This is a genomic window from Streptomyces sp. NPDC015532 (assembly GCF_043078065.1).
In the GTDB taxonomy this organism is placed as follows: Bacteria; Actinomycetota; Actinomycetes; order Streptomycetales; family Streptomycetaceae; genus Streptomyces.
This window is the reverse complement of the sequence record NZ_JBIBSY010000003.1, coordinates 443,532-455,327: the sequence shown is the minus strand read 5'-3', so window position 1 is coordinate 455,327 and position 11,796 is coordinate 443,532. Positions and strand designations below refer to the sequence as shown.

9 protein-coding genes and 1 pseudogene are annotated in these 11,796 nt (G+C 70.3%); 9 read left to right on the top strand and 1 reads right to left on the bottom strand.

Annotation, left to right across the window (positions count from 1 at the left end; all coding sequences use genetic code 11):
- Position 1 precedes the first annotated feature (1 nt).
- Positions 2-1,402, top strand: a complete 1,401-nt coding sequence (locus tag ACF07B_RS13245; protein WP_392179021.1) for a glycoside hydrolase family 16 protein — start codon at positions 2-4, stop codon at positions 1,400-1,402.
- Between the two features lie 85 nt (positions 1,403-1,487).
- On the opposite strand, the gene ACF07B_RS13240 is transcribed toward ACF07B_RS13245, so the two are convergent.
- On the bottom strand, positions 1,488-2,396 hold the full coding sequence (locus ACF07B_RS13240) for an AraC family transcriptional regulator (protein ID WP_392179020.1): 909 nt from the start codon (positions 2,394-2,396) through the stop codon (positions 1,488-1,490).
- 146 nt (positions 2,397-2,542) lie between these two features.
- On the opposite strand from ACF07B_RS13240, the gene tkt reads away from it, so the two are divergent.
- The 8 genes and pseudogenes from tkt to ACF07B_RS13200 all read left to right on the top strand — a co-directional run.
- Entirely contained in the window at positions 2,543-4,618 is a 2,076-nt protein-coding gene (tkt, locus tag ACF07B_RS13235; protein WP_392179019.1) for a transketolase, read from the top strand.
- Between the two features lie 19 nt (positions 4,619-4,637).
- Entirely contained in the window at positions 4,638-5,807 is a 1,170-nt protein-coding gene (gene tal, locus ACF07B_RS13230; protein WP_392179018.1) for a transaldolase, read from the top strand.
- Positions 5,804-7,498 carry a glucose-6-phosphate dehydrogenase gene (zwf, locus tag ACF07B_RS13225; RefSeq protein ID WP_392179017.1) on the top strand — a complete coding sequence of 565 codons (1,695 nt, stop codon included), beginning with the start codon at positions 5,804-5,806 and terminating at the stop codon, positions 7,496-7,498. The genes tal and zwf overlap by 4 nt, the downstream gene beginning before the upstream one ends.
- Positions 7,495-8,427 carry a glucose-6-phosphate dehydrogenase assembly protein OpcA gene (gene opcA, locus ACF07B_RS13220; RefSeq protein ID WP_362403670.1) on the top strand — a complete coding sequence of 311 codons (933 nt, stop codon included), beginning with the start codon at positions 7,495-7,497 and terminating at the stop codon, positions 8,425-8,427. Before zwf ends, opcA begins: the two co-directional genes overlap by 4 nt.
- The gene (pgi, locus tag ACF07B_RS13215; protein WP_392179016.1) at positions 8,420-10,066 is read left to right on the top strand and encodes a glucose-6-phosphate isomerase; all 1,647 of its coding nucleotides are present in this window, start codon (positions 8,420-8,422) and stop codon (positions 10,064-10,066) included. Before opcA ends, pgi begins: the two co-directional genes overlap by 8 nt.
- Before the next feature lie 6 nt (positions 10,067-10,072).
- On the top strand, positions 10,073-10,951 hold the full coding sequence (gene gnd / locus ACF07B_RS13210; RefSeq protein WP_369485485.1) for a phosphogluconate dehydrogenase (NAD(+)-dependent, decarboxylating): 879 nt from the start codon (positions 10,073-10,075) through the stop codon (positions 10,949-10,951).
- An 8-nt stretch (positions 10,952-10,959) separates the two neighbouring features.
- Positions 10,960-11,571 carry a histidine phosphatase family protein gene (locus ACF07B_RS13205; protein WP_392179015.1) on the top strand — a complete coding sequence of 204 codons (612 nt, stop codon included), beginning with the start codon at positions 10,960-10,962 and terminating at the stop codon, positions 11,569-11,571.
- 80 nt (positions 11,572-11,651) lie between these two features.
- Positions 11,652-11,792, top strand: a pseudogene (locus ACF07B_RS13200) (TerB family tellurite resistance protein); the annotation flags it as partial.
- Between the last annotated feature and the right edge of the window lie 4 nt (positions 11,793-11,796).

Sequence of the window (11,796 nt, the reverse complement as noted above, 5' to 3'; positions counted from 1 at the left end):
CATGAGTGAAACTTCCGGCACACCCAGACGCGGCTCCGTCCGGCGCGTGCTCATCGCCGTGCTCGGCACGCTGAGCCTGGCGGCGGCGGCCGCGACCGCGGCCACCCTCCCCGCCAACGCGTCCGCCCCCACACCCCCCACCGGCTGGTCCCAGGTCTTCGTCGACGACTTCACCGGGTCCGCCGGGAGCGGCGTCAACACGACGAACTGGCAGTACACGACGGGCACCAGCTACCCCGGCGGGCCGGCCAACTTCGGTACCGGCGAGGTCGAGACGATGACCTCCAGCACCAGCAACGTCGCCCTGGACGGCAGTGGCAACCTGCTGATCACCCCGCGCCGCGACGCCTCGGGCAACTGGACCTCGGGCCGTATCGAGACCAAGCGCACCGACTTCCAGCCCCCCGCCGGGGGCAAGCTGCGCATCGAGTCACGACTGCAGATGCCGAACGTGACCGGCGCCGCCGCCAAGGGCTACTGGCCCGCCTTCTGGGCGCTGGGCGCGCCCTACCGCGGCAACTACCAGAACTGGCCGGGCGTCGGCGAACTGGACATCATGGAGAACGTCCAGGGCCTCAACACCGAGTGGGCCACGATGCACTGCGGCACCAGCCCGGGCGGCCCGTGCAACGAGACCAGCGGCATCGGCAACAACACGCCCTGTACCGGGACGACCTGCCAGGCCGGTTTCCACACCTACGCGATGGAGTGGGACAGGTCGACGAGCCCCGAGGAGGTCCGCTTCTACCTCGACGGCGTCAACTTCCACACGGTGAAGGCGAACCAGGTCGACGCGACCACCTGGGCGAACGCCACCAACCACGGCTACTTCATCATCCTGAACGTCGCGATGGGCGGCGGCTTCCCCGGCGCCTTCGGCGGCGGCCCCGACGGCGGCACGGAGCCCGGTCACCCGCTCGTGGTCGACTACGTCCAGGTGCTCCAGGCGGCCGGCGGCGGCGGTGGCACCACTCCGCCGCCCACCGGCAACCGTGACGCCTACAGCGCCATCCAGGCCGAGTCCTACGACAGCCAGAGCGGTGTCGTCAGCGAGACCACCACGGACACCGGCGGCGGCCAGGACATCGGCACGATCGCGAACGGCGACTACGCGGTCTACAAGGGCGTCAACTTCGGCTCCTCGGCGGCCACCCAGTTCTACGGCCGGGTCGCGAGCGGCGCGGCGGGCGGGGTCAGCGGCCTGATCGAGGTGCGCCTCGACAGCCGTACGAGCACACCGGTCGCCAGCTTCGCGCTGGCCAACACCGGCGGCTGGCAGTCCTGGAGGACCGTACCCGCGAACATGGGCTCCGTGACCGGAACCCATGACGTCTATCTGACCTTCAGCAGCGGCCAGCCCGCGGACTTCGTGAATGTCAACTGGTTCGACTTCGGTCACTGACCGGGTGGACGGACAGGCGGACTGACGGGTAGTCACCCGTAGAACGGCACCACGAGCGGGGCGGACCCACCAGGGTCCGTCCCGCTCAGCGCAGTTCGGTCCGGAAGACCACCGGGGTCGCCCCGGTGTGCTGATGGAAGAACTTCGAGAAGTTGGCCGCGTCGGGAAATCCGACGGCGGCCCCGATGCGCCCGATCGGCATGTCCGTGTGGGCGAGGAGCCGCTTGGCCTCCAGGACGACCCGCTTGTCGATGAACCCCTTGGGCGTCTCGCCGGTGGCGGCCCGCACCGCGCGCACCAGGGTCCGGCGCGAGTACCCGAGGGCGTCGGCGTAGGCGCTGACGCTGTGGTTGACGGCGAAGTCCTTCTCGACCGCGTCCCGGAATCGGGTGAACGTGGTGTCCGTGTGCTCGTGGGCGGCCTCGGCGGAACTCGCCGCGAGGTGGGCGAGCCGCAGCAGGAACGCGGTGAGCGAGTGCCGCAGCACCGCGGTGTGCAGGCTGAGCGGCAGCGTGGTCGTGTCGACGTACTCGCGCTCCAGCTGGGTCAGCGCGTGTTCGAGTGCGGCCAGCCGGGCGGCGTCGGGGCGCAGCAGCGGGGGCAGGTCGTAGCGGTAGAGGCCGGTCGCCTCGACGGTCGCGCGGGGCAGGAACCCGGGCTGCATGGTCAGGACGGTGCCGCGGTAGGGGTCGGTGCTGGAGAAGCGGTGCACCTGGCCGGGCCTGATCCACAGGACGTCGCCCGCGCGGGCCTCGTACTCCGCGAAGTCGATCATGTGCCGTACCGGTCCCTCGTGGAAGAGCATCACGACGTGGAAGTCGATGCGGTGCACGCGTTCCAGCGGGGCGTCCGCGTGCCAGGTACGCCCGGCCCCCATCGCGCCGACCTGCATGCCCACGCCGGACAGGCTCAGATCGGCCGGAAAGGGGAAGGTCCTGATCCCGTCCTGGCCGCCCGCACCGCCGGTGCCGCCTTGGGTGGTTCTGTCGTTCATGTCCTTCTCGCGTCGGCTCGCCACGGCTCCACGTGTCCCACTTTCACCGAAGGCTGACACACGGGCACCTTCCCCAGCAAAAGTCTGACTTTTAGGTTTGAACACACAGACCGCGTTCCAGCCCATTCTGTAAGGACTTCTTGAAGATGAGTACGCAGAGCTCCGACAGCTTCACCTGGACCGAGCTCGACCGCCGAGCCGTCGACACCGCCCGCCTTCTGGCCGCCGACGCCGTGCAGAAGGTCGGCAACGGGCACCCCGGAACCGCGATGAGCCTGGCCCCGGCGGCGTACACGCTCTTTCAGAAGGTGATGCGTCACGACCCGGCCGACCCGGAGTGGACCGGCCGCGACCGCTTCGTCCTGTCCCCCGGCCACACCTCGCTGACCCTCTACACACAGCTCTTCCTGTCAGGTTATGAACTCGGCCTCGATGATCTGAAGGCGTTCCGCACCCACGGGTCCAAGACGCCCGGCCACCCCGAGTACGGACACACCGCGGGCGTGGAGACCACGACCGGTCCGCTCGGCCAGGGTGCCGCCAACGCGGTGGGCATGGCGATGGCGGCCCGCTACGAGCGCGGCCTGTTCGACCCGCAGGCCCCCGGGGGCGAGTCCCCGTTCGACCACACCATCTGGGCGATCGTCTCCGACGGCGACCTGGAGGAGGGCATCTCGGCGGAGGCCTCCTCGCTCGCCGGCCACCAGAAGCTCGGCAACCTCGTCTTCCTCTACGACGACAACCACATCTCCATCGAGGGCGACACCGCGACCGCCTTCTCCGAGGACGTGCCGAAGCGCTACGAGTCGTACGGCTGGCATGTGCAGCGCATCGAGCCCGCCCCCGACGGCGACATCGACGTGCAGGCCCTGTACGCGGCGCTGAGGGCCGCGCAGGCCGAGACCGGGCGCCCGTCGATCATCGCGATGCGCACGGTCATCGCCTGGCCCGCCCCGAACGCACGGAACACCGAGGCCTCGCACGGCTCGGCGCTGGGCGCCGAGGAGATCGCCGCCACCAAGCGGATCCTGGGCTTCGACCCGGACCAGTCCTTCCAGGTGGACGCCGACGTGCTGGCCCACGCCCGCCAGGCCCTGGACCGGGGCGCCGAGGCGCACGCCGCCTGGGACAAGCGGATCGGCGTGTGGCGCACCGAGCGGCCCGAGAACGCGAAGCTCTTCGACCGGATCGTCGCCGGACAGCTTCCCGAGGGCTGGGAGAGCGCGCTGCCGGTGTTCGAGGAGGGCACGTCCGTCGCCACCCGCGCCGCCTCCGGCACGGTCCTCCAGGCGCTCGGTTCCGTGCTGCCTGAACTGTGGGGCGGCTCCGCCGACCTGGCCGGCTCGAACAACACCACCATCGACAAGACCTCCTCGTTCCTGCCGGAGGGCAACCCGCTGCCGGAGGCGGACCCGTACGGCCGCACGATCCACTTCGGCATCCGCGAGCACTCCATGGCCGCGGAGATGAACGGCATCGCGCTGCACGGCAACACGCGCATCTACGGCGGCACCTTCCTGGTGTTCTCCGACTACATGCGCAACGCCGTCCGGCTGTCCGCGCTGATGCAGCTCCCGGTGACGTACGTGTGGACGCACGATTCGATCGGCCTCGGCGAGGACGGCCCCACCCACCAGCCGGTCGAGCACCTCGCCTCGCTGCGCGCCATCCCCGGCCTCAACATCGTCCGCCCCGCCGACGCCAACGAGACCGCGATCGCCTGGGCCGAGATCCTCAAGCGGCACGCCACGAACCCGGCACCACACGGTCTGGCGCTCACCCGTCAGGGTGTGCCGACCTACCCGGCCAACCCCGACGCGGCGCGCGGCGGTTACGTCCTTGTGGACGCCTCCACCGAGACCCCGGACCTCATCATCGTCGCGACCGGCTCCGAGGTGCGGCTCGCCGTCGCGGCGCGCGAGCTGCTGGAGGCCGAGGGGGTCGGCACCCGGGTGGTGTCGATGCCGTCCGTCGAGTGGTTCGAGGAGCAGTCCCCCGAGTACCGGGCCCGCGTCCTTCCGCCGTCCGTGAAGGCCCGCGTGGCGGTCGAGGCCGGGATCGGTCTGACCTGGTACCGGTACGTCGGGGACGCCGGACGCATTGTCTCGCTGGAGCACTTCGGCGCCTCGGCCGACGCCGGGACGCTGTTCGCCGAGTTCGGCTTCACCGCCGAGAACGTCGCCGCCGCCGCGCGGGAATCCATTGCCGCCCTGCGCGGTTGATCCGTTCGCACGAAGGAAGATGATCACTGTGACCGAAACGACCGCGCCCGCGGCACCTCTTGAACTCCTCTCCGGCGAGGGCGTCTCCATCTGGCTCGACGACCTCTCCCGCAAGCGCATCGAGTCCGGCAACCTGGCCGAACTCGTCGCCACGCGGCACGTGGTGGGCGTGACCACCAACCCGTCCATCTTCCAGGCGGCCATCGGCTCCGGCGAGGGGTACGAGCAGCAGCTCGCCGACCTCGCCGTACGCGGGGTGACGGTCGACGAGGCCGTCCGCATGATGACGACCGCCGACGTCCGCGCCGCCGCGGACATCCTGCGCCCGGTGTTCGAGGCGACCGAGGGCCGTGACGGCCGGGTCTCCATCGAGGTCGACCCGCGGCTGGCGCACAACACCGCCGCGACCGTCGCCGAGGCCCGCCAGCTCTCCTGGCTGGTCGACCGTCCGAACGTGATGATCAAGATCCCGGCGACGAAGGCCGGTCTCCCGGCGATCACCGAGGTCATCGGCCTCGGCATCAGCGTCAACGTCACGCTGATCTTCTCGCTGGAGCGCTACCGCGAGGTCGTGGACGCCTATCTGGCCGGCCTGGAGCGGGCGCGGGCCGCGGGCATCGACCTCGCCGGAATCCACTCCGTCGCCTCCTTCTTCGTCTCCCGCGTCGACAACGAGATCGACAAGCGGCTCGCGAAGAACGGCACGGACGACGCCCTCGCGCTCAGGGGCAGGGCGGCCCTCGCCAACGCCCGTCTGGCCTACGAGGCGTACGAAGCGGTGTTCGGCTCCGCCGGCAACTCGGCGGAGGGCGACGCCCGCTGGACGGCGCTCGCCGCCTCCGGCGCGCAGAGGCAGCGTCCGCTGTGGGCCTCGACCGGTGTCAAGGACCCCGCGTACAAGGACACCCTGTACGTCGACGAGCTGGTGGCGCCGGGCACGGTCAACACCATGCCGGAGGGGACGCTGAACGCCACCGCCGACCACGGTGACATCCACGGCGACACGGTGACCGGCGGCTACGACCGGGCCCGCGCCGACCTCGCCGCGGTCGAGGCGCTCGGCATCTCCTACGACGAGGTCGTCGGGCAGCTGGAGGACGAGGGCGTCGCGAAGTTCGAGGCGGCCTGGGAGGACCTCCTCGACGCGGTGGCGGCCTCCCTGCGGGGCAAGGGAGTTGAAGGGGAATGACCAGGGGTGAGGCGCATTCCGACAGCGAGCCGCAGGATGCGGCCACCGCGCCGCAGGGACCCGGTGACACGGCCGTGGAACAGGACGGCCTGACGCCCGAGGCCCTCGCCGAGGCCCTGGGTGTCCCGGCGGCCGGTGCTCTCGCCGGGGCGCTCGGTGTCCCGGCGGCCGACTGGGACAACCCGCTGCGCGACCCGCGCGACCGCCGGCTCCCCCGGATCGCGGGCCCCTCCGGTCTGGTCATCTTCGGCGTCACCGGCGACCTGTCCCGCAAGAAGCTGATGCCGGCCGTGTACGACCTCGCCAACCGGGGTCTGCTGCCGCCGGGCTTCTCGCTCCTCGGCTTCGCCCGCCGTGAGTGGGAGGACCAGGACTTCGCGCAGGTGGTGCACGACTCGGTGCGCGAGCACGCGCGGACCGAGTTCCGCGAGGAGGTCTGGCAGCAGCTCGCCGAGGGCATGCGGTTCATCCCCGGCGACTTCGACGACGACACGGCGTTCAAGCAGCTGCGCTCGGCCGTCGACGAGCTGGACTCCTCCCGGGGCACCAGCGGCAACTACGCGTTCTACCTCTCCGTACCGCCGAAGTTCTTCCCGAAGGTGGTCCAGCAGCTCAAGAAGCACGGGCTGGCGAGCCCTCCCGAGGGGTCCTGGCGGCGCGCGGTCATCGAGAAGCCGTTCGGCCACGACCTGGCGAGCGCCCGCGAGCTGAACAGGATCGTGCACGAGGTGTTCGACCCGGACCAGGTGTTCCGGATCGACCACTACCTCGGCAAGGAGACCGTCCAGAACATCCTGGCGCTCCGCTTCGCCAACCAGATGTACGAGCCCGTCTGGAACCGGTCGTACGTCGACCACGTCCAGATCACGATGGCCGAGGACATCGGCATCGGGGGCCGGGCCGGCTACTACGACGGCATCGGCTCCGCCCGGGACGTGATCCAGAACCACCTGCTCCAGCTCATGGCGCTCACCGCCATGGAGGAACCCGCCTCCTTCGACGCCCAGTCGCTGCTCGCAGAGAAGCTCAAGGTCCTCCGGGCCGTGAAGCTGCCTCAGAACCTGGGCGAGCACACCGTGCGCGGCCAGTACGCGGCGAGCTGGCAGGGCGGCGAGAGGGTGCGCGGCTACCTCCAGGAGGACGGTATCGACCCCGGGTCGACGACCGACACCTACGCGGCCGTCAAGCTCCAGGTGGACAACCGCCGTTGGGCGGGCGTCCCGTTCTACCTCAGGACCGGCAAGCGCCTCGGCCGGCGGGTCACGGAGATCGCGGTGGTCTTCCAGCGCGCCCCGCACTCCCCGTTCGACTCCACGGCCACAGAGGAACTCGGCGCCAACGCGATCGTCATCCGCGTCCAGCCCGACGAGGGCATGACCGTGCGCTTCGGATCGAAGGTGCCGGGTACGTCGATGGAGATCCGGGACGTCACCATGGACTTCGCGTACGGCGAGTCGTTCACCGAGTCCAGCCCGGAGGCGTACGAACGGCTGATCCTGGATGTCCTGCTCGGCGACGCCAATCTCTTCCCCCGTCACCAGGAGGTGGAAGAGTCCTGGAAGATCCTCGACCCGATCGAGGGGTACTGGGAGAGCCACGGCACACCCGCGCAGTACCCCTCGGGCAGCTGGGGTCCAGAGGAAGCCGACGAGATGCTCGCACGAGACGGACGGAGCTGGCGCAGGCCATGAAGATCGACCTGACCGACACCACGGCAAGCAAGATCAACAAGGCACTCGTACGGGGGCGCCGTGCCATCGGCACCCCCGCCGTGGGCATGGTCCTGACGATGGTCATCGTCACCGACGAGGAGAACGCGTACGACTCGATCAAGGCGGCCGAGGAGGCCTCCCGCGAGCACCCCTCGCGCACCCTGGTCGTCATCAAGCGCGTCGCCCGCACCCCGCGCGACCGCACCAACTCCCGTCTGGACGCCGAGGTACGCGTCGGCTCCGACGCGGGCACCGGCGAGACGGTCGTCCTGCGGACGTACGGCGACGTCTCCGACCACGCCGACTCGGTCGTCCTGCCGCTGCTGCTGCCGGACGCCCCCGTCGTGGTCTGGTGGCCGGTGGACGCGCCCGACAACCCGGTCAAGGACCCGCTGGGCGCCCTCGCCCAGCGCAGGATCACCGACATGTACGCCGTCGAGACACCGTTGCAGGCGCTGGACGCCCGCGCCGCCTCGTACGCGCCGGGCGACACCGACCTGGCGTGGACCCGGCTCACGCCGTGGCGCTCCATGCTGGCGGCGGCCCTCGACCAGGCCCGCACGAAGGTGATCTCGGCGACCGTCGAGAGCGAGGCGCAGAACCCGAGCGCCGAACTGCTCGCCCGCTGGCTGGAGGCCCGCCTGAAGGTCACGACCGAGCGGGTCGTCACCGCGGGCCCGGTGGTGACCGCCGTCCGGCTGGGCACCGAGAACGGCGAGATCGTGATCGACCGCCCCGAAGGCCCGCTCGCCACCCTGACCCTGCCCGGTCAGCCCTCCCGCACCCTCGCGCTGAAGGTGCGCTCCACCTCCGAGCTGATCGCCGAGGAACTGCGCCGCCTCGACGCGGACGAGATGTACGCCATCGCCCTGCGCGGCGAGGCCCCCAAGGAGAGCCCTCGTGTCTGACTACCCCAAGCCCACCCGGCGTCCGGAGTGGGTGGCGCTGGAGGACCACCGCGCGACCACGCTGCTGCACCCGCGGCTGCGTGACCTGTTCGCCGCCGACCCCGCGCGCGGCGAGCGCTTTGTCGCCCAGGTCGGCGATCTGCGCGTCGACTACTCCAAGCACCTGATCACCGACGAGACCCTGGCCCTGCTCCAGGAACTCGCCGTGGCCACGGACGTGTTCGGGCTGCGGGACGCGATGTTCCGGGGCGAGAAGATCAACGTGACCGAGGACCGGGCGGTGCTGCACACGGCGCTGCGGGCGCCGCGGGACGCGGTGGTCGAGGTCGACGGGGAGAACGTCGTGCCGGCCGTGCACGCGGTCCTGGACAAGATGGCGGACTTCGCCGGGCGGGTCCGCTCGGGCGAGTGGACCGGGCACACCGGCCGGCGCATCAGGAACGTCGTCAACATCGGCATCGGCGGCTCCGACCTCGGCCCGGCGATGGCCTACGAGGTGCTGCGCTCGTTCACCGACCGCTCGCTGAACGTGCGGTTCGTGTCGAACGTGGACGGCGCGGACCTGCACGAGGCCGTGCGGGACCTGGACCCGGCCGAGACGCTGTTCGTCATCGCCTCGAAGACGTTCACCACGATCGAGACGATCACCAACGCCACCTCCGCACGCACCTGGCTGCTCGCCGGGCTCGGTGAGGAGAAGGCGGTGGCGAAGCACTTCGTGGCGCTGTCCACGAACGCGGAGAAGGTGTCGGACTTCGGTATCGACACGGCGAACATGTTCGAGTTCTGGGACTGGGTCGGCGGGCGTTACTCCTACGACTCGGCGATCGGTCTGTCGCTGATGATCGCGATCGGCCCGGAGCGTTTCCGCGAGATGCTCGACGGGTTCCACCTGGTCGACGAGCACTTCCGCACGGCTCCCGCGGAGGCCAACGTGCCTTTGCTGCTGGGCCTGCTGGGCGTCTGGTACGGCAACTTCCACGACGCGCAGTCGCACGCCGTGCTGCCGTACTCGCACTACCTGTCGAAGTTCACGGCCTATCTCCAGCAGCTCGACATGGAGTCGAACGGCAAGTCCGTGGACCGTGACGGGCAGCGCGTCGAGTGGCAGACGGGACCGGTGGTGTGGGGCACCCCCGGCACCAACGGCCAGCACGCCTACTACCAGTTGATCCACCAGGGCACCAAGCTGATCCCCGCCGACTTCATCGGCTTCGTCAACCCGGTCGGTGAACTGAGCGACGAACTCGCGGCCCAGCACGACCTGTTGATGGCGAACTTCTTCGCGCAGACGCAGGCGCTGGCCTTCGGCAAGACCCCGGACGAGGTCCGCGCCGAGGGCGTGCCCGAGGAACTGGTGCCGCACAAGACGTTCGAGGGCAACCACCCCACCACCACGATCCTCGCCGCCGAACTGACCCCCTCGGTCCTCGGCCAGTTGATCGCCCTCTACGAGCACAAGGTCTTCGTCCAGGGCGCGATCTGGAACATCGACTCCTTCGACCAGTGGGGCGTCGAACTCGGCAAGGTGCTCGCCAAGCGCGTCGAGCCCGCCCTCACCGAAGGCGCCGACGTGCCCGGTCTCGACCCCTCCACGGCCGCCCTGGTGGCCGCTTACCGCACTCTCCGGAAGAAGTGAACTGATATGCAGCTCGGACTCATCGGTCTCGGCAAGATGGGTGGCAACATGCGCGAGCGGATACGCCGCGCGGGGCACACCGTCATCGGCTACGACCGTAATCCGGACGTCGCCGACGTGCACAGCCTCGCCGAACTCGTCGGCAAGCTCGAAGGGCCCCGCGTGGTCTGGGTGATGGTGCCGGCGGGCGCCCCCACCCAGTCCGTCATCGACGAACTCGGCGATCTGCTGGAGGACGGCGACACGGTCGTGGACGGCGGCAACTCCCGCTGGACGGACGACGAGAAGCACGCCCAGGAACTGGCGGCCAAGGGCATCGGCTTCGTCGACGCCGGCGTCTCGGGAGGTGTGTGGGGCCTGGAGAACGGTTACGCGCTGATGGTCGGCGGCGACGCCGAGAACATCGAGAAGGTGCGGCCGGTCTTCGAAGCGCTCAAGCCGGAGGGCGACTTCGGCTTCGTGCACGCCGGCAAGGTGGGTGCGGGCCACTTCTCCAAGATGGTCCACAACGGCATCGAGTACGCCATGATGCAGGCCTACGCCGAGGGCTGGGAACTCCTGGAGAAGGTCGACTCGGTCACCGACGTACGTGAGGTGTTCCGCTCCTGGCAGGAGGGCACGGTCATCCGTTCCTGGCTGCTCGACCTCGCGGTCAACGCCCTGGACGGCGACGAGCACCTGGACAAGCTGCGCGGCCACGCGGAGGACTCGGGCGAGGGCCGCTGGACCGTCGAGGCGGCCATCGACAACGCCGTTCCGCTGCCCGCCATCACGGCGTCCCTCTTCGCCCGCTTCGCGTCCCGCCAGGACGACTCGCCGCAGATGAAGATGATCGCGGCGCTGCGCAACCAGTTCGGCGGCCACGCCGTCGAGTCGGCGAAGTAGGACGGGCCATGGGCGATCTCATCCTGGTCCGCCACGGAGAGACCGAGTGGACGCTGACGGGACAGCACACCAGCTGGACCGACCTTCCGCTCACCCGGCACGGCGAGGAGCAGGCCGAGTCCCTCGCGCCGCTCTTCGCCGGGCGGTCCTTCGCCCAGGTCCTGACCAGTCCCCTCGGCCGCGCGGTCCGGACGGCCGAACTCGCGGGGCTGTCCGGCCCGCGGACCGACCCGGATCTGCACGAGTGGGACTACGGCGGCTACGAGGGGATCACCACCCGCGCCATCCACCGGGCCCGGCCCGGCTGGGTGCTCTGGGACGACGGGGTGCCGCCCGGTCCGGACGGCCACCCCGGCGAATCGCCTCGCGAGGTGGGCGTGCGGGCCGACCGGGTGCTCTCCCGGGTGGACGCCGCGCTCTGCGACCACCCGGGTGACGTGGTGCTGGTGGCGCACGCGCACTTCCTGCGGGTGCTCACGGCCCGGCGGCTGGGACTGCCCCCCGAGTCGGGACGGCTGTTCCAGCTCTCGACCGGGACCGTCAGCCGGCTCTCCACCGAGCACGGCGACCCCGTGATCGCCGCCTGGAATCAACCGGGAACCTCCGTCACGGTCCACTAGCTTCTACGGTGCCGCCGTAGAAACCGAAGAGAGTCTTCCGGTCCGCCCACCCGGGCGGACCGGGCTCTTGACCGCCGATGAGGAAGCCCGCCGAGGCGCGTGCGGTCATCCGGATCGGCATCGTCATCGGCGGCGCCGACGGCGACTTCGACAAGACCGAGCAGGCCGTCGCGCGCGAGGCGTGCTTCACGCTCGACCTGCCGCCGCACGAGTTCGACCTCCAGG

Excerpts from the sequence above, each read along its gene's own strand:
- ACF07B_RS13245 (WP_392179021.1), top strand. The coding sequence starts at position 2 with ATGAGTGAAACTTCCGGCACACCCAGACGCGGCTCCGTCCGGCGCGTG.
- ACF07B_RS13240 (WP_392179020.1), bottom strand. The coding sequence starts at position 2,396 with ATGAACGACAGAACCACCCAAGGCGGCACCGGCGGTGCGGGCGGCCAG.
- tkt (WP_392179019.1), top strand. The coding sequence starts at position 2,543 with ATGAGTACGCAGAGCTCCGACAGCTTCACCTGGACCGAGCTCGACCGC.
- tal (WP_392179018.1), top strand. The coding sequence starts at position 4,638 with ATGATCACTGTGACCGAAACGACCGCGCCCGCGGCACCTCTTGAACTC.
- zwf (WP_392179017.1), top strand. The coding sequence starts at position 5,804 with ATGACCAGGGGTGAGGCGCATTCCGACAGCGAGCCGCAGGATGCGGCC.
- opcA (WP_362403670.1), top strand. The coding sequence starts at position 7,495 with ATGAAGATCGACCTGACCGACACCACGGCAAGCAAGATCAACAAGGCA.
- gnd (WP_369485485.1), top strand. The coding sequence starts at position 10,073 with ATGCAGCTCGGACTCATCGGTCTCGGCAAGATGGGTGGCAACATGCGC.
- ACF07B_RS13205 (WP_392179015.1), top strand. The coding sequence starts at position 10,960 with ATGGGCGATCTCATCCTGGTCCGCCACGGAGAGACCGAGTGGACGCTG.